Origin of the sequence: Kitasatospora sp. NPDC056181, from assembly GCF_042266225.1 — a bacterium.
Taxonomy (GTDB): domain Bacteria; phylum Actinomycetota; class Actinomycetes; order Streptomycetales; family Streptomycetaceae; genus Kitasatospora.
The window spans coordinates 1-21,896 of sequence record NZ_JBHJUK010000122.1 but is presented as its reverse complement, the minus strand read 5'-3'; the positions used below and the strand labels follow the sequence as shown (position 1 = coordinate 21,896).

Genomic DNA, 21,896 nt, shown 5'->3' with positions numbered 1-21,896 from the left:
ATCGCTGACCCGCCCACCGAGCACGGGCTCCGGCCGCCCGCCGGGCCCGCCACCGCCGCCGCGCGGCCCGCGCCCGGCCCCGCAGCCGACGAGGGCCTCGCCCGCCGGCTCAAGGCGCTGGCCTGCACCGCCCCGCTGCACGACCTGGACAACCGCAAGGGCATGCTGGCCGGCGAGTACGGCGGCTACGCGATGGCCGAGGTCGGCCTCGCCGCGATCGACCTGGTCACCCTGCACATGGACTTCGACACCGGGGCCGACCGCGACATAGTGCTGGCCCGGCTGCTGCCCCGCGTCGCCGCCCAGGCCGCCGGCCGGCCCACCGCCGAGCACGAGCGGGTGGCCCGCTGGGTGCTGGAGTCGCTGATCAACGTCGGCAGTGTCGACCGCGGCTTCCGGGCCGTCTACGGCACCTTCGGCGCGGACGGCGCGTACGTGCGCCGCGACTACGACTTCAAGCTGATCGAGGAGGTGCCCGGCCCCGACGGCGGCGTCTACCTGCGCACCACCGACGAGGCGGTCAACGTCCTGGTCGGCGCGCTCGACACCGACGTCACCTCGGCCCAGATCGCCGCCGAGGTGAAGCTGGAGGTGCTGATCCGCCGGGGCCGCCTGGCCGACGCCCAGCTCGCCGCCGAGCAGGCCCGCTACCGCACCGTCCAGTACGCCGAGACGCTGCGCCGCGCCCTCGACGCCACCCGGCGCAACGTCCGCGCCGTCGACTGGATGCAGGCCATCCCGGACCTCATCGACGAGGCGCTCGACCACATCGCCGACCGTTACCGGCACGAGAACGCGATTCTCACCAACATCCGCAAGGCCCGCGACGAGGCCGTGGAGCCCGAGCACAAGCGCCGGGCCGCCGAGCTGGTCGACATCGTCAAGGACTGCATCCGCCGCCACACCCAGCTGCAGACCCGCCTGCTGGAGGCCGGCCCGCTGTTCCGCGCCGAACAGGACCGCCAGGCCTTCGCCGCCCCCGGCGCCCGCAGCGGCATCGACCTCTACGGCCAGCTGCTCGCGCCCGTGCTGCGCCTGCCGCTGGAGCAGGCCGTCCGGCCCACCGGCGCCTTCTTCGCCCGCGGCACCGGCCTGCGCACGCCCGTCTCCGTCCGCGTCACCGACCTGGTCGACCTGCTGCTGACCCCGCCGGTCGAGCGCGAGCACCTGGGCGCCGAGCTGCCCGACCCGGACCTCGTCGCCACCCCCGACGACAGCCGGTTCTCCGAGGCACAGCTGGAGTCGGCGCTGGAGCTGCTCGACCTGCCGGCCGACGCCCCCCGCCGGCTCTCCGGCCTGCTCGCCGACGCCCGCAAGCAGGACCCGGAGCTGCCCTACCTGGTCGCCCTGCTGGCCGTGCACGCGGCCAGCCCGCCGGTCGGCACCGCCTACCGGCAGGGCGAGGAGCGGCTGCTCTTCGCGGTTGACGACGGCACCCCGCTGCGCGACCCGGAGTTCGGCGGCGCCGACCTCATCGTCGGCAGCGCCCTGCTCGACGCGGCCGGCATGGCGGCCGACCGCAAGGACGCCAGTTGACGACCGGTCACCACCCTCGTACCGGGCGGCCCCGTGCCGCTGACCCCGGTACCGGCCGGCCCCGTACCGGGCACCCCCGTACGCACCGCGACGGCGCCGGCCTCCCCGGCACCCGTCGCACCTGCGCCCGCAGACCTCATCAGCCCCACCGGCCCCGCAGACCCCACCAGCCCCGCACGCACCGCAACAGCACCGAGGAGCACCGCCCGTGACGACCCACCACGACACGTCCTGGGCGCCCGAGACCGAGCCGGCCGCGCCCGCCGTGATCACCCCGGCCGACGTCGCCGACGCGGCCCGGCTGGTCTCCTTCGGCCTCCAGGCCAAGCTCCTCCCGGCCCGTGACGCCGAGTACGCCGAGCTGGTCCGCCGCCACCGGGAGGACCCTCCGTTCGCCCGCCTCGCCGACGCCGTCGCGACCGGCATGGGCCTGGTCGTCCTGGAGGTCTCGCCGCGCGCCGGCATGGCCGTGGCCGCCGCCGAGGACTCCGTCTTCGCCGTCCGGATGGGCGACTACTCGCGGCGCGCCGCCTCCGAGTCCACCGACCGGTTCCTGCACGGCCTCGCCCACCTCGCCGTCGCCGCGATGGCCTTCCCCCGTCCCGAGGACCTCGCCGACGACGGCTACCTCGGCCGGATCACCGTCAACGGCGTCGACTCCTTCGTCCGCCAGGCCTGCCGCCGGCTGGAGGAACAGGCCGAGGTGGACGGCGCCAACACCGACCCGCAGAGCGACGCCCCCGGCCTGGAGGCCGCCTGGCGGGTCTGGGCCCGGCGCACCGCCACCGGCGCCACCAAGGACGCCCGCCGGCTCTCCGGCTCGACCATCGGCATCGTCGCCAAGGCGGTGATGTTCCTGGTCGACTCCGGCTTCCTGCAGAAGACCTCGGACGACGCCGGCGGCACCTACCGCACCACCGCCCGCTACCAGCTCCAGGTCCGCGACCTGGCCGGCAGCGCCGCCATGGCCGAGCTGCTCGACCTCGGCGTCGTCCCGGTGTCCGACGGGACCGCCAGCCTGCTGCCGCCGGACACCGGCGACGAGCTGGTCGCCGACGCCGGCCTGCCGTTCCACTCGCTCTGAGCCCACCCGGGCCCCCGGGGCCTCCGACCGCCCAGAGCCCCACCCGAGCCTTCTGACCCACCCGCACTGGAGAACCGCCGCACATGTACGAGCTCAACCGGGTCCGCCTCTACTCGATCGGACCGGCCGGCGCGCGCTACGCCGACACGGTGCTCGACCTGCGCGGTGTCGGCGAGCCCGTCGCCGACCCGGCCCCGCAGCAGATCGGCCTCTTCGGCGAGGACACCGACGGCCCGGTCCGCCGCCCCGCCCCGGCCGGCGTGCTCTTCCTGGAGAACGGCGGCGGCAAGTCCGTCCTGCTCAAGCTGATCTTCTCGGTGATGCTCCCCGGTCACCGCAACACCCTCGGCGGCGCCAGCTCCGGCGTGCTGCGCAAGTTCCTGCTCGCCGACGACTGCGGCCACGTCGCGCTGGAGTGGCAGCACACCGTCACCGGCGAGCTGATCGTGGTCGGCAAGGTCAGCGAGTGGCGCGGCCGGCAGGTCTCCTCCGACCCGCGCAAGTTCGCCGAGACCTGGTACTCGTTCCGCCCCGGTCCCGGCCTCACCCTGGACTCGCTGCCGGTCGCCGAGCGGGTCAGCCTGGCCGGCGACCAGAAGGCCCGCGGCCGGCGCCGCACCATGAAGGGCTTCCGCGACGCCCTCACCGAGGCCGGCAAGGCCCACCCCCACCTGGACCTGGTCTTCGAGGACGGCCACGACCGCTGGACGGAACACCTCGGCGACCTCGGCCTCGACCCCGAACTCTTCCGCTACCAGCGCGAGATGAACGCCGACGAGGGCGAGGCGGCCGGACTCTTCGCGGTGAAGCACGACAGCGACTTCACCGACCTCCTGCTGCGCGCCGTCACCGACACCCGCGACACCGACGGCCTCGCCGACCTCGTCCACGGCTTCGCCGCCAAGCTCGGCCGCCGCTCCGAGCTCACCGCCGAACGCGACTTCACCGCCGGCTCGCTCGACCTGCTGGAGCGGATCGCCGAGGCCACCGCCGCCCGCGAGACCGTCCGCGACGCCCACCGCACCGCCGAGCGCCGCACCCGCCGGCTCGCCCACGCCCTCACCTCCCGCGCCGCCGCCGAACGCGACCGCGCGCAGGACCTCGCCATCGAGGTCGCCGCCGCCGCGGGCGCCGTCACCGCCGCCGAGGCCGACCGCACCCGGCACACCCTGATCACCGCCGAACTCACCCACCGGCACGCCGCCCTGGGCCTGGCCGCCGCCACCGCCGAGGCCGCCGCGCTGCGCCGCGAGCTGACCGACGCCCGCACCCTGCACTCCGCCTGGCAGGCCGCCGAGGCCGTGCTCCGCCAGCGCGCCGCCGCCGACCGGGTGGCCCGGGTCGCCGCCGCCATCCGCGAGGCCGAGCTGGACGCCGCCCCCGCCCTGGCCGCCCGCGCCCTCGCCGCCACCGCCCTGGCCCGCGCCCTCGAAGCCGCCGCCGCGGCGGCCGAGGGCCGCGCCGACACCGAGGAGGAGCGCGCGGGCGAGCTCCAGGCCGACGGCGCCAAGGCCCAGAGCGACGCCACCGAGGCCGCCACCGCCGCCCAGAAGGCCCGCAGCGAGGCCGACCACCTGCGCCAGCGCCTCGCCGAGGTCGAGCAGGAGACCGAGGCCGCCGTCGCCGCCGGCTTCATCGACGCCGACGGCGGTGTCGACCCGGCCCGGGCCGCCCTGCACGCCGCGGACGTCGAGAAGACCGCCAGCGCCGCACTCGCCCAGGCCCGGACCGCCGCGGAGTCCGCCGCCGCCCGGCTGCGCGAGGCCGCCGCCGCCACCGGCCGCGCCGAACTCGCCGCCGCCCGCGCCAACGACGGCCGCAAGGCCGCCGCCCAGGCCCTCGCCACCGAGCAGCGCACCGCCGCCCTGCTCGCCACCGAGCCCCGGCTGGCCGACCTGCTCTCCCTCACGCCTTACCAGGACGGCTCCGAGGAGGAGGCCGGCTTCCTCACCCCAGCCGTCCTCGACCGCAACGCCGAGTACCTGCGCGAGCTGCTCGACGAGGCCATCGCCACCGCCGAGCGCACCCTGTTCGACCTGCGCACCGCCGCCGCCGACGACTCCCGCATCCTCGCCGCCCTCGGCGACGGCGGCCTGCTGCCGCCCGGCCCGGACGTCCTCGCAACCGTCGAGTACCTCGCCGAGCACGGCATCCCCGCCCTTCCCGGCTGGCGCTACCTCGCCCAGTCCGTGGACCCGGCGGACCACGAGGCGATCCTCGCCGCCCGCCCCGAACTCGTCGACGGCGTGGTCATCACCGACCCCAACTCGCTGGACCGGGCCCGCGAGACCCTCCAGGCCGCCGCCCTGCTGCCGCGCTCCACCGTCGCCGTCGGAGCCGCCGCCTCGCTCGTCGCCCCGATCACCGGCGAGCCCGCGTTCTTCCTCGTCCCGCCGAACCCGGCCATGCACGACGAGTCCGCCGCCGACGGCGAGCGCCGCGAACTGCGCGCCCGCGCCACCGCCCGCGAGGAGCACATCCGCGAACTCGCCGCCCGCCTCGGCGGCGACCGCGCCCTCGCGGCCCGCCTCGCCTCCTGGCACGCCAGCTGCCCGCCCGGCACCCTCGCCGAGCTCGCCGCCGCCGCCGAGGCGGCCCGCGAGCACGCCGAGCAGGCCGGCGCCGCCCTGGGCACCCTGCGCGCCGACCACGACGAGGCGGAGACCGACCACGCCGCCGCCGCCTTCGCCCACGAGGAGCACCGCGAGGCCGCCCAGCGCGCCCGCCGCCGCGCCGACGCCCTCTCCGGCCTCGCCTTCCGGCTGCGCGAACGCGCCGGCTGGACGCGCTCGCTGCGGGAGCTCGCCGACGACGCCACCGAGTGCGACCGCCGCCAGGCCCAGTGCGCCGAACGCGCCCGCACCTGCGACGAGGACCGCCGCGCCGCCCAGCGCGCCGCCGACGACGCCCGCCGCACCGCCCGCGCGCTGCGCGCCGAGCGTGCCGAGATCCCCGCCTCCGAGCAGGCCGACGGGCCGTCCGACACGGCGCCCGCCGCGCTGCCCGCGCTGCGGGAGGCCTACCGCGCGGCCTCCCAGCTCTACGAGAAGGTCGGCGTCGGTGCCGACCTGCGCGCCGAACAGGCCCGCGCCGAGGGCGACGAGGCCGCCGCCGCGACCGAACTCGACCGCCTCACCAACAAGGTCCGCACCCGTGCCGAGGAACTGCTCGGCAGCCCCGACGGCGCCGACGGCCCGGCGCGGCAGGCCGCCGCAGCCCGCGCCGAGGAGCTGGTCGCCACCATCGAGGCCCGTGCCGCAGCCGCCAGCGAGCAGCTCGGCCGCCTGCGCGGCGAGGCCGAGCGCTCCGCCCCCGCCGACGGCGAGGCCCACACCGAGCTGCCCGAGGACCTCGTCCCCACCGACCCCGAGCACGCCCAGACCCTGTTGCGCACCGCCACCAGCCGCCTCGCCGAGCGCCGCGAGACGGTGGACAACGCCCGCACCGCCCACGCCGACCTGCAGCGCACCTTCGACGCCGCCCAGGCCGCCGCCGCCGACTTCGACGAGCACGCCGGCCAGCTCAGGGACGGCCTGCGCGAGCACCAGGACGACGACGGCCAGCCGGCCGAGCCCTACCTCGGCGCGCTCGCCGACGCCCGGACGGCCGCCGCCGACGCCCGCCGCGCGCTGCGCACCGCCGCCGGCGAGCTGTCCTCCGCCGAACTCGCCGTCCGCGACGCCTCCGACGCGCTCGTCCGGCACGCCAACGCGGCCCGCTACGAGGCCGTCCGCACCCCGGCCCGGCAGCAGATCCGCGAACTGCCCGCCTCCGCCCTGCCCGACCACGCCGCCGCCTGGGCCACCGCCTTCGCCCCCCGGCTGCGCGTGCTCACCGACGAACTCGCCCAGCTGGAGCGCAACCGCGGCTCGATCGTCGACCGCCTGCGCGGCCTGGTCGAGTCCTCGCTCACCACGCTGCGCGCCGCCCAGCGGCTCTCCCGCCTGCCGGAGGGCCTCGGGGAGTGGTCCGGCCAGGAGTTCCTCCGGATCCGCTTCGAGGACCCGGACCACGCCACCCTGGTCGAGCGCCTCGGTGAGGTGATCGACGAGGCCACCCGCGCCGCCGTCAAGAAGAACAGCGACCTGCGCCGCGACGGCATGTCCCTGCTGCTGCGCGGCGTCGCCGCCGCGATCGGCCCGCGCGGCGTCTCCGTCGAGATCCTCAAGCCCGACGCCGTGCTGCGCGCCGAACGGGTCGGCGTCGGCCAGATGTCCGACGTCTTCTCCGGCGGCCAGCTGCTCACCGCGGCCATCGCGCTGTACTGCACCATGGCCGCGCTGCGCGCCAACGACCGCGGCCAGTCGCAGTTGCGGCACGCCGGGACGCTCTTCCTGGACAACCCGATCGGCCGCGCCAACGCCACCTACCTGCTGGAGCTCCAGCGGGCCGTGGCCGACGCGCTCGGCGTCCAGCTGATCTACACCACCGGTCTCTTCGACACCACCGCACTGGCCGAGTTCCCGCTGGTCATCCGGCTGCGCAACGACGCCGACCTGCGGGCGGGCCTCAAGTACATCTCGGTGGAGGAGCACCTGCGGCCGGGCCTGCCGGCCGCCCCGGACCCGGACGGCCCGGCGATCCACGGCGAGATCACCGCCACCCGGATGTTCAAGCGCCCCGCGGAGGCCCCCGCTTCGTGACGCTCTGTCGGGTGACGGCCGTCCGGTGATCGTACTAGCGTGTCCGCATGGTGACGATCGCTCAGTTCAGTGACATCCACATCGGCCAGGACCACGAAGGCGACTCCGGCGCCCGCGCGTACCGGCGGGCCGAGCAGGTGATGGCGTACCTCAACGCCCTGCCCGGCCCGCTGGACGCCGTGCTGGTCACCGGCGACCTCGCCGACCACGGCCTGCCGGCGGAGTACGAGCAGGTCGCCAAGGTGCTGGCCTCCCGTCACCCGGTGCTCACCTGTCCGGGCAACCACGACCGGCGCGAGGCCTACCGGGAGGTGCTGCTCGGCGAGGTGCCCACCGCGGGACCGGTCAACCGGCGGCACGAACTGCCGGGCGCCGACCTCCTGATGCTCGACTCCTCGATCCCCGGCCGCGACGACGGTCTGCTCGACGACGAGACGCTGGCCTGGCTGGACGCCCGCCTCGCCGACGGCCGCCAGGAGCTGCCCGCGCTGGTGGCCTTCCACCACCCGCCCGCCGAGCTGCACCTGCCGTACGTCGACCCGATCCGCCAGTTCGGCGAGGAGCGCCTCACCGAGGTGCTGGCCCGCCACCCGCGGGTCGCCGCCCTGCTCTGCGGCCACGCCCACACGGGCGCGGCCACCACGCTCGCCGGGCTGCCGGTGCTGGTGGCCCCCGGCGTGGTCTCCACCGTCTCGCTGGCCTGCGAGGGCACCGCCGACGTCACCTTCGACCAGCCGCCGATGCTCGTCCTCCACGTCCTGGACGACGCGGGCCGGCTCACCAGTCACTTCCGGGCCGTCGTCCCGGCCTGACATCGGCCGCCGGCCAGCGGTAAGCGGCCAGCCGCCAGCGGCCAGCGGCCAGCGGCCAGCCGCCAGCGGCCGCCGCCCATGAGCGGCCCGAGCCGTACGGCTACGCGGTCGGCACCCGCGGCTGACGCGGCGGACCTCCCGCCACCGGGCCGCGCGGTGCCGGGCCGCCGGGGGGCGTGCCTCCGGGCGGCGGCGGCGGCCCGGCCGGGCGGGGGAGCGGCCGCGGCCCGGAGGGCGCCCGGCTGCCCGCCATCGGCGACGCCGAGTTCGGTCCGCGCATCCGCTGGGCGGCGACCTGGCGTGAGATCATGATCTCCAGCAGGCACCACGCCGAGCCGAACACCCCGAGCCCCATCGCCATCAGCGCGGGTGTCAGCAGCCAGCTGCCCGCGAACGAGGCCAGCGTCGCGACCAGCAGGCCGACCAGGGTGAAGGCCAGGCAGAGCACCGCCCGGACGGCGGCGGTCCGCACCTCGTCGGGCAGACGGCGGCGACGGCGTGCGACGGACATCGGGCGACCCCCAGCGCGGTCGACGGTGGCAGGCGTGCGGGACGGGCGCACGAAACGCGCCCCCGGAGAACACTCTGCCCTGCCGCACCCGGACTATGCGCCCGAATTCACCGAACTGCCGTCAAATCATCTGATCTGTACCGGAAAGCCCCGTCGGGGCCTCGGGCCGGCCCAGCTGCTGGTCGAGCTCCTCCAGCGCGCCGGCCACGATCGTCCGCATCGCCCGCTCGGCGTGTGCGGCGTCCCCCGCGCAGATCGCCTCCGCGACCTCGCGGTGCAGCCGGACCGCGTACGGCTCCGGCTGATGAGGCATCAGATCGTACTCGGTGCGGCCGGTCAGCACCGCCCCGACGGTGTCCCCGAGGTGGGCGAACATCTCGTTGCCGGAGGCCCGCAGCACCGTGGCGTGGAAGGCGATGTCGTGCTGGAGGAAGGTCTCCAGGTCGGCGGCGCGTGCCGTCATCGTCAACTCGACTGCCAGTGCGCTGAGTTGACGCCGCTCGTCGTCGCTGGCGTGCCGTGCGGCCAGGCCGGCCGCGGCCGGCTCGACGGCGACCCGCAGTGAGCCGAGCGAACGCAGCTGCGCCGGCCGGTCGCTGCCCGCCAGCCGCCAGCGGATGACCAGCGGGTCGAAGACGTCCCAGTCGGACTTCGGCTGGACGGTGATGCCGACGCGGCGGCGGGGTGCCACCATGCGCATCCCCTCCAGGATCCGCACCGCCTCGCGGACCACCGTCCGCGACACCCCGAACCGCTCCTCCAGCTCCTCGGTGCGCAGCACCGCACCCACGGGAACCTCCCCGGACGCGATGGCCGGTCCGAGCTCGGCGAGCAGGCGGCCGGGCAGTCCCTGGATCTCCATCCGCCCAGCCTAGACGTCACCCGCCGCCCCGCGCCGCGCGGCCCTCGCCCCGCGATCCGGGGCCGGCCGTCCGGCCGCAGGGTTCCGGCGGGCGGCCTGCCGGGCTCCCGTGGGCCGCCCGCCCGGGCCCGTGGGCCGCCCGCCAGGCTCCGGCCCGCCACCCCCAGGATCAAAAGTATGACGATTTGGTTTCCGACACTTGAATACGTCATATCTTTGGGGTGATAGTGGCGGCCTGCAACGAAGGAGCACCACCCATGGCTCTCAGCGTCGAGAACCACGACACCCCCGGACCCACCACCCCCGGCCCCCTCACGGTCGTGGTGATGGGCGTCTCCGGTGTCGGCAAGACCACCGTCGCCCGCCTCCTGGCCGACCGCCTCGACCTGCCCTACGGCGAGGCGGACGACTTCCATCCGCCGGCCAACATCGCCAAGATGTCGGCCGGCATCCCGCTGGACGACGAGGACCGCGCCCCCTGGCTGCGCGCCCTCGGCGGCTGGCTCAAGGAGCGGACCGAGGCCGGCACCGGCGGCGTGGTCACCTGCTCGGCGCTGAAGCGCCGCTACCGCGACACCCTGCGCGAGGCCTGCCCGGGCGCCTTCTTCCTGCACCTCAGCGGTGGTCACGGGCTGGTCGAGGACCGGCTCGCCCACCGCGCCGGCCACTTCATGCCGCCGTCGCTGCTCGCCTCGCAGTACGCCGCCCTGGAGCCCCTCGGAGCGGACGAGCGCGGCGCCGTCCTGGACGTCGGCCCGTCCCCCGACCAACTCGTCGAGATGGCCGTGGCACTGCTGCGGCCCGTCAATGGAGACCTCGCTTGATGTCCCCCACCCTCGTGCTCGCGGCCGCCCCACCGGCCCTGCCGCACACCGGCAGCGATTCCCGGCTGCTGTTCGCGGTGCTGCTCAGCATCGGCGCCATCGTGCTGCTGATCACCAGACTGAAGCTGCACCCGTTCCTCGCCCTGACCATAGGTTCGGGCCTGCTGGCCGCCGTCGCGGGAGCCCCGTTCGACAAGCTGCTCTCCAGCTTCTCGACGGGCTTCGGCGCCACGGTCGCCGGCGTCGGCCTGCTGATCGGCCTGGGCGCGATGCTCGGCAAGCTGCTCGCCGACTCCGGCGGGGCGAACATCATCGCGGACACCGTGCTGTCCCGCTCCGGTCCCCGGGCGCTGCCGTGGGCGATGGCCCTGATCGCGGCCGTCCTCGGTCTGCCGCTGTTCTTCGAGGTCGGCGTCGTCCTGCTGATACCGATCGTGCTGCTGGTCGCCCGCCGCGGCAACGTCCCGCTGATGCGGATCGGCATCCCCGCGCTGGCCGGCCTCTCGGTGCTGCACGGGCTCGTCCCGCCGCACCCGGGCCCGCTGGTGGCCGTCGACGCGCTGAAGGCCGACCTCGGCGTCACCCTGGCGCTCGGCCTGCTGATCGCGGTGCCGACCCTGATCATCGCCGGCCCGCTGTTCTCCCGGGTCGCCGAGCGCTGGGTCGGTCCGCTGGCGATCCCGGCGACCACCACCCCGGTGGAGACCGAGAAGCCCGAGCGGACCCCGTCCTTCGGTGCCGTGCTGGCGACCATCCTGCTGCCGGTCGTGCTGATGCTCGGCAAGGCGCTGGCCGACGTCGTGATCGACGACCCGAAGGCGATGCCGCAGCGGGTGTTCGACTTCATCGGCTCGCCGCTGATCGCCCTGCTCGCCGCGACGCTGCTGGGCATGCTGACGCTCGGCCGGGCGGCCGGCTTCTCGAAGGACCGGATCGCCGACACCGTGGGCAGGTCGCTCGGCCCGATCGCGGGCATCGTCTTCATCGTCGGTGCGGGCGGCGGCTTCAAGCAGACCCTGATCGACGTCGGCGTGGGCAACGCGGTCAGCGAGTGGGCGGGCAAGTGGCACGTCTCGGCGCTGCTGCTCGGCTGGCTGATCGCCGTCCTGATCCGGCTGGCCACCGGCTCGGCCACCGTCGCCACCATCACCGCCGCGGGCATCGTGGCCCCGCTGGCCGCCGACATGTCGTCGACCCACGCGGCCCTGCTGGTGCTGGCGATCGGCGCGGGCTCGCTCTTCTTCTCGCACGTCAACGACGCCGGCTTCTGGTTGGTGAAGGAGTACTTCGGGATGAGCGTCGGCCAGACCGTGAAGTCCTGGTCGGTGATGGAGACGGTGATCTCGGTGGTCGCCATCGCCCTGATCATGCCGCTCAGCCTGATCATCTGACCTCGGCACCGCCCGTTCGCGGCCCCGGCCCGCCGCCACGTCGGCCGGCTACGGCGCCGCCACCGCCGCGGAGGGCGGCACCCGTGCGCAACGGGTGCCGCCCTCCGGCGCGTTCGCCTCCGGTGGGGCGCGGGGCTCAGCCCAGCAACCCGCCCAGGACCGCCGTGGTCGCCGCCAGCAGCTCCTCCGCGGCCGGACCGCCGGCCGCGGTCCGGGCCAGCAGGCCCTCCCGGGCGGCCAGGATCACCGCGGCGGCCTGCCCGGCCCCCGCGCCCGGCGGAACCAGCCCGGGCAGGGCCCGCTCCAGGACGGCCGCCAGCGCCGTGGACACCTCCCGGTCGTGCTCCGCGACGCGTTCGGCCAGGCCCGGTGTCCGGGCGGCCAGCAGCCGGAACTCCAGGAAGAGCAGGATCCAGCCGGTCTCGGCCGGCTCCACCCGCAGCAGCGCCTCGACCAGCCGCCGGGCACGCTCCTGCGGTGCCAGTGCCGCGGCGGCCGCCGCCAGCCGGTCCAGCTCGTCGATCCGGCCCGCCGCCTGCTCGTCGAAGAGCGCCAGCAGCAGGTCCTCCTTGGTGGCGAAGTTCGAGTAGAACGCGCCACGGGTGTAGCCGGCGGCGCCGCAGATGTCCTCGATGCTGGTCCGCCCGTAGCCGGCGGTCAGGAACAGGTCGCTCGCGGCCGCGAGGATCCGCGCCCGGGTGTGGACGCGTCGGCGCGGGGGTCTGGGGGAGCCGTCTCCGGCCGGGGGTGGATTCACAACATCACGATACATGGTGTATTCAATACAGGTCGTATTGAACTCTGCTTCCGGGGGAACCTCGTCATGAGCCGACTGCTGATCACCCATGCCCACCTGCTCCACCCCGAGACCGGCACCCGTACCGACGCCGGGTGGATCGAGGTCGCCGACGGCCGCATCGCCGCCACCGGCACCGGCCGCCCGCCCGCGCCCGGCGAGGGCGTCCGGGTGATCGACGCCCGGGGGGCCACCGTGCTGCCCGGCCTGATCGACGCCCACGTCCACCTGCTGGTGACCACCCTCGACCTCCAGGCCGTGGCGAGCATGACCCCGGGCTACCTCACCGTGCGGGCCCTCGCCGAGGCCGGCCGGATGCTGCGCCGCGGCTTCACCACCGTCCGGGACGTCGGCGGCGCCGACCACGGCATGGCCCGCGCCCTCGACGAGGGCCTGGTGCCCGGCCCCCGGCTGATCCACGGCGGCAAGGCGCTCTCCCAGACCGGCGGTCACGGCGACCTGCGCCCGCTCGGCGAGGACGCGCCGCCCTGCTGCGACTCCCGCCCGAACTTCGCCCGCATCGCCGACGGCGTGGACGCCGTCCGTGCCGCCGCCCGCGACGAGTTCCGCAAGGGCGCCGCCCACCTCAAGGTGCTGCTCTCCGGCGGTGTCGCCTCGCCGCACGACGAGATCGCCGCCGTCCAGTACAGCGAGGAGGAGATCCGCGCCGCCGTCGAGGAGGCGGAGAACCACAACCGCTACGTCACCGTGCACGCCTACCACCCGCGTGCCGTCGCCCGGGCGCTGCGGGCCGGCGTGCGCTGCGTCGAGCACGGCAACCTGATCGACGACGAGACGCTCGCGCTGCTGGTGGAGAAGGACGCCTTCCTGGTGCCGACCCTGGTCGCGTACGAGCAGACGGCGAAGCTCGGCGCCCGTTCCGGCCTGCCCGAGTCCTCGCAGCGCAAGCTGGCCGAGGTCCGTGACGCCGGGCTGTCGGCACTGGAACGCGCCCACCGCGCGGGCGCCAACCTGGTCTACGGCAGCGACCTGCTCGGGCCGCTGCACCCGGCGCAGCTGGAGGAGTTCCGGCTCCGCGCGGAGGTGCAGCCGGCCGCCGACGTGATCCGCTCGGCGACCAGCACCGCGGCACGGCTGCTCGGGATGGAGGGGCGGCTCGGCACCCTCGCGCCCGGCGCCCACGCCGACCTGCTGCTCGTGGACGGCGATCCGCTGGCCGACCTCGGGGTGCTGACGGCCCCGGAGCGCCACCTGAAGTACGTGGTCAAGGCCGGCGCCGTGGTCTGACCGGAGCGATGGTCCGGCCGGCGCGGTCCCGGGCGGCGCCGCGCGGGACAAGCGCCGCCGGGACGGGCGCCCGTCCCGGCGGCCTCGACGGGGCGGCCGGACGCGAACGGGCCGGCGGATGCGGACGGGCGGCCCGAACGCGAACGGGCGGGCGCTCCCGGAGGAACGCCCCCCCGTCGCCAGGGGGTGTCAAGCAGCGGACTACCTCAGCAGGACCCGCCAGCCGGCGTCGCCCGCCCGCCCGTCCAGGCGGAGCGTGAGCTCCTTCGCCTGGCCGGTGTCGTGGAAGCCGAGCCGCACGGTCTGCCGGGCGGCCGGGTCGTCACCGAAGTCTGCGGTGACCGGCCCCCTGGCGCCCTGCTGGTACTCGCCGACCCAGGCGGCCGCGGCGGCCCGGTGCTCGGCGGCCGAGCCGTCCGAGGAGGCCAGCTCCTCCAGCCGCCCCCCGGCGCCGTCGGCGAGCCGCCAGACGACCTGCTGGACGACGTCCAGCGTCCCGGGCACCGGGTACCCCGTCACCCGCAGGTGAGGATGGGCGGCGTAGTCGCTCGCGTGCGCGAGCTCGGCGTCCGGGGCACCGCTGGAGCACCCCGCCGCCAGGGCGGCCGAGAGCACGGCCGCCAGTACGGCCGCGACCGGCCGCCCCGCCGCCATCAGTTGGACCCGAGCGGGCGGACGACGACGAACCACTCGATCGGGTCGCCCTTCTGCCGGTAGTACGACAGGACCTCGTTCAGGGTGGTGACACCCGTCCGGCCGTGCTGACGGAGCTCCATCGAGGCGCCCCAGCTGACCACCACCGCGGCGTGGTTGATCCGGGACTCCTTCTTCCACTTGAAGAACACGATGTCACCGGGCCGGGCCTCGGAGGTCCACCGCAGCCAGGTCGAGTACCGGTGGTTGAGCTTGTGGCGGTGCAGGTTGGCCGCGCCGGCCCAGGTGTAGCTCCGGTTGATGTGCCAGCCGAACATCCAGTAGTCGTTGGTCCACCAGGCGCTGTCGAAGGTCTTGAAACCGTACCGGACCTTCATGCCGCCGCCGTAGTACAGCGCCTTGGACACGAAGCGATCGCGGTGGTTCCGTCCGGGAATGCCGGAGGGCGGGCGCCCCCAGCCCTGGGGTGCCCGCCCTCCGAGTCCTGCGCGCCGGCGGCTACCTGCGCCGGCGCTTCGCCGGGGCCGTGCCTGCCTGGTCCCGCGCTTCTACTTGGTCCCGCGCTTCGCGAGGAAGGCGTCGACCTCGTCGCGGATCTCCGGGGTGTCCAGGCCGCGCACGGTCATCGTGGTGCGGCGCCGCAGCACGTCGTCCGTGGTGTACGCCCACTCGTTGTCGGCGGCGTAGGCGACCTGCGCCCAGACGTCCGGCCCGTCCGCGTGGATCGGCCGGCCCAGCTCCGGGTTCTCGTCGATCATGCGGGCGATCTCGAAGGAGAGCGTGCCGTAGTGGCTGGCCAGGTGCCTGGCGACCAGCGGCTCCATCCGGGAGCCGGGCTCACGGTCGATCAGCAGGCGGTGAGCGACGGCGTTCGGAGCGCCGACGCCGGGCAGCGGCACGGTCGGGGCGATCGGCGACATGTCCTCGCCGAGGCTGGTGCCGGGCACGTGGGCGAGCTTCTCCAGCACGGTGCGGCCGATGTGCCGGTAGGTGGTCCACTTTCCGCCGGCGACCGACAGCATGCCGCCCCGGCCCTCGGTGACGACGGTCTCGCGCTTGGCGGCGGCGGTGTCCCCGGGGCCGCCGGGCAGCACCCGCAGGCCGGCGAAGGCGTAGGTGATCAGGTCGCGGTCGAGGTGCTCGTCGCGGATGGCGTGCGCGGCCTCGCCCATGATCTGGTCGATGTCCGCGTCGGTGGCCCGGACGTCCTGCGGGTCGCCGGTGTACTCCTCGTCGGTGGTGCCGAGCAGGACGTGGCCCTCCCACGGGATGGCGAAGGAGACGCGGTACTTGTCGATCGGGATGGTCAGCGCGGCGCGCCACGGGGAGCGGCGCTTGACCACGACGTGCGCGCCCTTGGAGAGGCGGATCGACGGCGCGGCGCCGGCGTCCTCCATCCGGCGCAGGTGGTCGACCCAGGGGCCGGTGGCGTTGAGCACCAGGCGGGCGTCGACGCCGAACTCGGTGCCGTCCAGGCGGTCCTTCAGGTCGGCGCCGGTGACCCGGCCGCCGGTGAAGCGCAGGCCGGTCACCTCGGCGTGGTTGAGCACCACGGCGCCCGCGTCGACGGCGGCGCGCACCGTCATCACGGCGACGCGCGAGTCGTTCATCTGGTGGTCGCCGTAGACGGCCACCGAGCGCAGGCCCTCGGTGCGCAGCGCGGGCACCTGCTGGGCGGCGTGCGCGGCGGTGGAGACCCGGCCCATGCCGTCGCGGAAGGCGGAGAGCGCCGAGTAGAGGAAGACGCCGGCGCCGAGCTTGGGGGCGCTGTGCGGGCCGCCCTTGTAGACCGGCACGAAGAAGGTCAGCGGGTTGACCAGGTGCGGGGCGACGTCGGTGGCGAGCGCGCGGCGCTCCTTGTGGTTCTCGGCGACCAGCTTGACCGCGCCGGTCTGCAGGTAGCGCAGACCGCCGTGGACCAGCTTGGAGGAGGCGCTGGAGGTGGCACCGGCGAAGTCGCCGGCGTCGACCATGGCGACCTTGAGGCCCGCCTGGGAGGCGGTCCAGGCGACGGCCGTGCCGAGGATGCCGCCCCCGATCACCAGCAGGTCGTAGGTGGCCTTGCCCAGCAGCTCGCGGGTCTCGGCGCGGGAGGCGGTGCGGCCGGCGGTGCGCTCGGCACCCAGGGTCGGGATGGTTGCCATGGTGTGTGTACGGCGACGCGGGTCGGGCGGCGCCGTTACTCCTCTCGGTGTGCGGTGCGGCCCCTGCTGAGAGGCCGGTCGGCCCGGTGCGGCGGGCCGGTGAAACGTGGGCAAGCCGGCCGGGGCCACGGGGGCCCCGACCGGCTTCGCGGTCAGCTCTGCTCTTCCTCCTCCACCCAGCCCATGGTGCGCTCCACGGCCTTGAGCCACTTCTTGTACTCGCGGTCCCGGGTGGCCTCGTCCATGCGCGGGGTCCACTCGGCGGCGCGGTGCCAGTTGGCCCGCAGGGTGTCCAGGTCGCTCCAGAAGCCGACGGCCAGGCCGGCCGCGTAGGCGGCGCCGAGCGCGGTGGTCTCGGCCACGTACGGGCGCTCGACCGGGGCGTCCAGCACGTCGGCGATGTTCTGCATGAGCAGGTTGTTGCTGGTCATGCCGCCGTCGACCTTGAGCGCGGTGAGCTCGACGCCGGAGTCCTTCTGCATGGCGTCGACGACCTCGCGGGTCTGCCAGGCGGTGGCCTCCAGGACGGCCCGGGCCAGGTGGCCCTTGGTGACGTACCGGGTCAGGCCGGCGATCACACCGCGGGCGTCGGAGCGCCAGTACGGGGCGAACAGGCCGGAGAAGGCCGGGACGAAGTAGGCGCCGCCGTTGTCCTCGACGGTGTTGGCGAGGGTCTCGATCTCGGCGGCGGTGGAGATGATGCCGAGCTGGTCGCGCAGCCACTGGACCAGCGAACCGGTGACGGCGATCGAGCCCTCCAGGGCGTAGACCGGCTTCTGGTCGCCGATCCGGTAGCCGACAGTGGTCAGCAGCCCGTGGTACGAGTTGACGACGTCCTCGCCGGTGTTCAGCAGGAGGAAGGTGCCGGTGCCGTACGTCGACTTGGCCTCGCCCTTGTCGAAGCAGGTCTGGCCGAACAGCGCGGCCTGCTGGTCGCCGAGGGCGGAGGCGACCGGGACGCCGGCGAGGTCGCCGACGGCCTCGCCGTAGACCTCGGCGGAGGAGCGGATCTCCGGCAGGACGGACATCGGGACGCCCATCGACTCGGCGATCTTCTCGTCCCACTGCAGGGTGTGCAGGTTCATCAGCATGGTGCGGCTGGCGTTGGTGACGTCGGTGACGTGCTTGCCGCCGTCGACACCACCGGTGAGGTTCCAGATCACCCAGGTGTCCATGGTGCCGAACAGGATGTCGCCGGCCTCGGCGCGCTCGCGCAGGCCCTCGACGTTATCCAGCAGCCAGCGGATCTTCGGGCCGGCGAAGTAGCTGGCCAGCGGGAGGCCGGTCTCGCGGCGGAAGCGGTCCTGGCCGACGTTGCGGCCCAGCTCGCGGCAGAGCGCCTCGGTGCGGGTGTCCTGCCAGACCAGTGCGTTGTGCACCGGCTCGCCGGTGTTCCGGTCCCACAGGACGGTGGTCTCGCGCTGGTTGGTGATGCCGATGGCGCGGATGTCGTCCCTGGTCAGTCCGGCCTTCTCCAGCGCACCGCGGACGACCGACTGCACGCGGGTCCAGATCTCCGCGGCGTCGTGCTCGACGTAGCCGGGCTGGGGGAAGATCTGCCGGTGCTCCTGCTGGTCGACGGCGACGATCCGCCCGTCCGCACCGAAGATGATGCAGCGGCTGGAGGTCGTGCCCTGGTCGATCGCGGCGATGTAGTTGCCCGTGCCAGTGGAGGTCATGAGGGTCCTCGGCTCAAGATGGGGGTTCGGGTGGGTGGGTCTGGCCCGTGGGGTCAGTCCCCGTGCTCGGGTGGGGCGAAGCCTGGCTCCGGAAAGATGGCCGGCTTTAGAAGATCGCGTTGTACAGGCCGCCGGCCAGCAGACCGCCGATGACCGGGCCGGCCACCGGGATCCAGGCGTAGGACCAGTCGGAGCCGCCCTTGTTCGGGATCGGCAGCAGCGCGTGCACGATGCGCGGGCCCAGGTCGCGGACGGGGTTGATGGCGTAGCCGGTCGGGCCGCCGAGCGAGAGGCCGATGCCGACGACGGTGAACGCGACGATCAGGATGCCGAGGCCGGACTTGCCCAGGCCCTCGTTGGTGCCCTGGGTGAGGATCGCGAAGCAGAGCACGAAGGTGCCGATGATCTCGGTGAGCATGTTCTGGACCGGGTTCCGGATCTCGGGACCGGTCGAGAAGATGCCCAGGGTCGGCTCCTTGTTCTCCTGGAACTGGCCGAGGTAGGTGGCCCAGACGAGGACGGCGCCGATCATCGCGCCGAGCAGCTGGGAGCCGAGGTAGACGGGGACGTTGCCCCATTCGCCGCTCTTGACGGCGAGGGCCAGGGTCACGGCCGGGTTCAGGTGCGCGCCGGACTTGGGGGCCGACATGTAGGCGGCGATCATCACCGCGAAGCCCCAGCCGAAGGTGATCGCCAGCCAGCCGGCGTTGATGGCCTTCGACTTCTTGAGCGTCACGGCGGCGCAGACGCCGCCGCCGAGAAGTATCAGGGCGGCGGTGCCGAGGGTTTCGCCGACGAAGATGTCGCCGGTGGAGAACGCGGACACAAAGACTCCCTTGTCCATATGGCCCGGAGGTGCGGGTGGGGGCAGGTGGCCGAGCGATCACTGTGCGGGTGAGCGCTTTGCGGGAGGGATCCGCTCGGCCATCGTTCGACAATGTCGACCGTCATGCGGAAGCTTCCTCCCCGGGCCGCCTTCACGTCAAGGCCGGGTTACGCAGCTGTGACCCTTCACTCGAAGTCACCAAACGGATCACTGCAAATACGGACAAAACGCTAAGGCGCGGACAGGCATCGTGCCTGTCCGCGCCTCAGCGTGAACGTCGGACTTCTCGGCGCCGACCCGCCGTACAGCCGCCCCGCGGCGTCAGAACCGCCCGGCTCCCAGGTCCCGCGAGATCGCGCGGGCGGCGCTGCGCACCGAGGCGACGAGCGAGGGCTTCACGAAGCCGTCCTCGCAGACCCGCTCCACCGCGCCGCTGATGCAGACCGCGCCCACCGGGTTGCGCCGCCGGTCCTGGATCAGCGCGCCGATCGAGGCCACGCCCTCCCAGGTCTCCTCGATCGAGTCGGCCCAGCCGCGCTCGCGGGTCAGTGCCGCCTCGGCGTCCACGTCCGCCGGCTCGGTCAGCGTCCGGGCGGTGTACGCCTCGTACGGCCCCCCGCCCAGCTCGCCGCGGGCCACCGGGTCGTAGGCCAGCAGCACCTTGCCCAGCGCGGTGGAGTGCAGCGGCTGCATCGAGCCGACCTCCAGCACTTGCCGGGTGTCGTCCGGGCGGAAGACGTGATGCACGATCAGCACGCCCTGCTGGTGCAGCACGCCCAGGTAGACGGTCTCGCCGGACGCCCTGGCCAGGTCGTCCGCCCAGACCAGGGCCCGGGCGCGCAGCTCGTGGACGTCCAGGTAGCTCTGGCCCAGCCGCAGCAGCTCGGCGCCCAGCTGGTACTTGCCGCTCTCCGGGTCCTGCTCCACGAACCCCTCCATCTGGAGGGTGCGCAGGATGCCGTGCGCGGTGCCCTTGGCCAGGTCCAGCGCCGTCGCGACCTCGGACAGGCCCAGGCGGCGCTCACCGCCGGCCAGCAGGCGCATGATCGCGGCGGCCCGGGAGAGCGACTGGATCGGGCCGGGCATTCGGTACCTCCGGGCTGACAGGTGGTCGACAATGTCGACCACAGTGGTAACGGGATGAGTCTGCCAGGCCGCCCCCGGTCCGTGCACCTTCCCCCTCGGAAAGACCGGTACCGGCCGAACGGTGGGACCGGTGCCGGCCGAGGGCCCGGGGCCGGCCGGCGGCTCAGCGCCGGCCGCGCGTCACCTCGGCGGCCAGCGCGGCGATCTCCCGCGGGCCCACCCGGCAGCAGCCGCCCACCAGCCGGGCGCCGCCCGCCAGCCAGCCGCTCACCCGGTCCGGACGGAACGTCGGCTCGCCGCGCCAGTCCCGCACCCCGGCGTCCCACTCCTCCCCGCTGTTCGGGTACACCACCACCGGCTTGCCGGTCACCCGCGCCGCCAGGGCCACCGCCGCGTCCGCGTCCTGCGGCGTGCAGCAGTTCACCCCCACCGCCACCACCTCGTCCGCCTCCGCGGCCAGGGCCAGCGCCTCCGCGAGCGGCTGCCCGGCCCTGGTCCGCCCGCCCGCCACGCTGTACGACAGCCAGGCCGGCACCCCCAGCCCGCGCACCGCCCGCAGCAGCGCCCGGGCCTCGTCCGCGTCCGGGACGGTCTCCAGCGCCAGCACGTCCGGCCCGGCCGCCGCCAGCACCTCCAGCCGCGGACGGTGGAACGCCTCCAGCTCGTCCACCGTCAGCCCGTACCGCCCCCGGTACTCCGACCCGTCCGCCAGCACCGCCCCGTACGGGCCCACCGACGCCGCCACCCAGAGCGGCCGGCCCGGCCGTTCCCGCTCCGCCGCCGACCGCCGCGCCGCCTCCCGGGCCAGCTCCACGCTGCGCGCCAGCAGCGCGGCCGCCTCCGCCCGGCCCACCCCGCGCCGTGCGAACCCCTCGAAGCTCGCCTGGTAGCTCGCGGTGATCGCGACCTCCGCCCCGGCGTCGAAGTACGCCCGGTGCGCGGCGACGACCGCCTCCGGCGCGTCCGCCAGCAGCCGCGCCGACCACAGCGCGTCGCCGAGGTCGTGCCCGGCCGCCGCCAGCTGGTTCGACATCCCGCCGTCCAGCACCAGCGGACCGGCGGCCACCGCGGCGGCGAAGTCCGGCGGGGGAGTGGCGGGCATGGCGGCCTCCAAGACCTGCTCCTCGGGCAAAGCTCCTGGCCACAGCCTAGAAGACGGGCGGGAGCGCCTCCCCGGAAATCCATTTGCCGCAGAGTCAACGGGTCGCTACGTTGTGCTCATCCCGAGAACGACGACGCCGAGCCGGGCGCCACACCGGAGAGGAGCCGGCCATGGCCGTGGAGCAGCACCCCGTCGGCACCGAGACGGACGAGCAGGCCTGGCTCGCCGCCTACGACCCGCGCGCCTACACCCCCGTGGCCGTCACCGTCGACATCGTCGCCCTGACACTGCGCCACGGCGGCCTCCACGTCCTGCTGGTCGAGCGGGCCGGTCCGCCCTACCAGGGCTCCTGGGCGCTGCCCGGCGGCTTCCTCAAGGCCGGCGAGGAGGGCCTCGACGAGGCCGCCGCCCGCGAGCTCGCCGAGGAGACGGGCCTGCAGGGCAGCTCCGGCGCCGAAGCCGCCCTCAGCCGCATACACCTCGAACAGCTCGGTACCTACGGGGCCCCCGACCGCGACCCGCGCATGCACGTCGTCTCGGTCGCCTACCTGGCCTTCGCACCCGACCTACCGGACCCAGAAGCCGGCTCGGACGCGGCCCGGGCGGCCTGGCACCCCGTCACCGGCCTCGACCTCCGGCCGTCCATCGGCCGGTCACCAGCCGCCGGCAGGCCCGTCGACACCCACGGGGGTGGCGTC

General features: G+C 74.7%; 18 protein-coding genes. 8 read left to right on the top strand and 10 right to left on the bottom strand.

Translation table 11 applies throughout. The features are described 5' to 3' along the window. The 4 genes from ACFC1F_RS33220 to ACFC1F_RS33205 all read left to right on the top strand — a co-directional run bounded on the left by ACFC1F_RS33220 (window position 1) and on the right by ACFC1F_RS33205 (window position 8,075). Entirely contained in the window at window positions 1-1,536 is a 1,536-nt protein-coding gene (locus ACFC1F_RS33220) for a hypothetical protein (RefSeq protein WP_209416350.1), read from the top strand. Window positions 1,537-1,744: 208 nt separating this feature from the next. Beyond that, window positions 1,745-2,620 (top strand): hypothetical protein, encoded by an 876-nt coding sequence (locus tag ACFC1F_RS33215; RefSeq protein ID WP_376163944.1) that lies wholly within the window; start codon window positions 1,745-1,747, stop codon window positions 2,618-2,620. Window positions 2,621-2,703: 83 nt separating this feature from the next. Beyond that, entirely contained in the window at window positions 2,704-7,263 is a 4,560-nt protein-coding gene (locus ACFC1F_RS33210) for a hypothetical protein (protein WP_376163942.1), read from the top strand. A gap of 47 nt (window positions 7,264-7,310) precedes the next feature. After that, complete coding sequence (locus tag ACFC1F_RS33205; protein WP_376163941.1) at window positions 7,311-8,075, top strand: metallophosphoesterase; 765 nt, start codon at window positions 7,311-7,313, stop codon at window positions 8,073-8,075. 100 nt (window positions 8,076-8,175) lie between these two features. On the opposite strand, the gene ACFC1F_RS33200 is transcribed toward ACFC1F_RS33205, so the two are convergent. Beyond that, entirely contained in the window at window positions 8,176-8,586 is a 411-nt protein-coding gene (locus ACFC1F_RS33200) for a hypothetical protein (protein WP_376163939.1), read from the bottom strand. A 121-nt stretch (window positions 8,587-8,707) separates the two neighbouring features. Next, on the bottom strand, window positions 8,708-9,448 hold the full coding sequence (locus ACFC1F_RS33195; protein WP_376163937.1) for a FadR/GntR family transcriptional regulator: 741 nt from the start codon (window positions 9,446-9,448) through the stop codon (window positions 8,708-8,710). Between the two features lie 257 nt (window positions 9,449-9,705). Here ACFC1F_RS33195 and ACFC1F_RS33190 point away from each other — a divergent pair, with 257 nt between their 5' ends. Next, window positions 9,706-10,272 (top strand): gluconokinase, encoded by a 567-nt coding sequence (locus ACFC1F_RS33190; RefSeq protein WP_376163935.1) that lies wholly within the window; start codon window positions 9,706-9,708, stop codon window positions 10,270-10,272. Then, window positions 10,272-11,663 (top strand): gluconate:H+ symporter, encoded by a 1,392-nt coding sequence (locus ACFC1F_RS33185; protein ID WP_209416278.1) that lies wholly within the window; start codon window positions 10,272-10,274, stop codon window positions 11,661-11,663. Before ACFC1F_RS33190 ends, ACFC1F_RS33185 begins: the two co-directional genes overlap by 1 nt. A gap of 136 nt (window positions 11,664-11,799) precedes the next feature. On the opposite strand, the gene ACFC1F_RS33180 is transcribed toward ACFC1F_RS33185, so the two are convergent. Beyond that, the gene (locus ACFC1F_RS33180; RefSeq protein WP_376163933.1) at window positions 11,800-12,420 is read right to left on the bottom strand and encodes a TetR/AcrR family transcriptional regulator; all 621 of its coding nucleotides are present in this window, start codon (window positions 12,418-12,420) and stop codon (window positions 11,800-11,802) included. Window positions 12,421-12,486: 66 nt separating this feature from the next. On the opposite strand from ACFC1F_RS33180, the gene ACFC1F_RS33175 reads away from it, so the two are divergent. Then, window positions 12,487-13,707 (top strand): amidohydrolase family protein, encoded by a 1,221-nt coding sequence (locus ACFC1F_RS33175; RefSeq protein WP_376163931.1) that lies wholly within the window; start codon window positions 12,487-12,489, stop codon window positions 13,705-13,707. Between the two features lie 201 nt (window positions 13,708-13,908). Here the strand turns inward: ACFC1F_RS33175 and ACFC1F_RS33170 are convergent, their stop codons facing one another. The 7 genes from ACFC1F_RS33170 to mmuM form a co-directional block, all read right to left on the bottom strand. Next, window positions 13,909-14,361: a hypothetical protein gene (locus ACFC1F_RS33170; protein ID WP_376163929.1), complete on the bottom strand. Its 453-nt coding sequence runs from the start codon at window positions 14,359-14,361 to the stop codon at window positions 13,909-13,911. Further along, window positions 14,361-14,768 carry a hypothetical protein gene (locus tag ACFC1F_RS33165; RefSeq protein ID WP_376163927.1) on the bottom strand — a complete coding sequence of 136 codons (408 nt, stop codon included), beginning with the start codon at window positions 14,766-14,768 and terminating at the stop codon, window positions 14,361-14,363. The genes ACFC1F_RS33170 and ACFC1F_RS33165 overlap by 1 nt, the downstream gene beginning before the upstream one ends. A gap of 141 nt (window positions 14,769-14,909) precedes the next feature. After that, the gene (locus tag ACFC1F_RS33160; RefSeq protein ID WP_376163925.1) at window positions 14,910-16,505 is read right to left on the bottom strand and encodes an FAD-dependent oxidoreductase; all 1,596 of its coding nucleotides are present in this window, start codon (window positions 16,503-16,505) and stop codon (window positions 14,910-14,912) included. Between the two features lie 152 nt (window positions 16,506-16,657). Continuing rightward, window positions 16,658-18,184 carry a glycerol kinase GlpK gene (glpK, locus tag ACFC1F_RS33155; protein ID WP_209416302.1) on the bottom strand — a complete coding sequence of 509 codons (1,527 nt, stop codon included), beginning with the start codon at window positions 18,182-18,184 and terminating at the stop codon, window positions 16,658-16,660. A gap of 106 nt (window positions 18,185-18,290) precedes the next feature. Next, window positions 18,291-19,028 (bottom strand): MIP/aquaporin family protein, encoded by a 738-nt coding sequence (locus tag ACFC1F_RS33150; RefSeq protein WP_376163923.1) that lies wholly within the window; start codon window positions 19,026-19,028, stop codon window positions 18,291-18,293. Window positions 19,029-19,331: 303 nt separating this feature from the next. After that, window positions 19,332-20,096, bottom strand: coding sequence for an IclR family transcriptional regulator (locus ACFC1F_RS33145; RefSeq protein WP_376163921.1), 765 nt, complete (start codon window positions 20,094-20,096; stop codon window positions 19,332-19,334). A 163-nt stretch (window positions 20,097-20,259) separates the two neighbouring features. Further along, a complete protein-coding gene (gene mmuM, locus ACFC1F_RS33140) occupies window positions 20,260-21,198 on the bottom strand; it encodes a homocysteine S-methyltransferase (protein ID WP_376163919.1) in 939 nt (312 codons plus the stop codon). A 170-nt stretch (window positions 21,199-21,368) separates the two neighbouring features. On the opposite strand from mmuM, the gene ACFC1F_RS33135 reads away from it, so the two are divergent. Continuing rightward, on the top strand, window positions 21,369-21,896 hold a 528-nt coding region (locus ACFC1F_RS33135; RefSeq protein WP_376163917.1), incomplete at its 3' end, for an NUDIX domain-containing protein.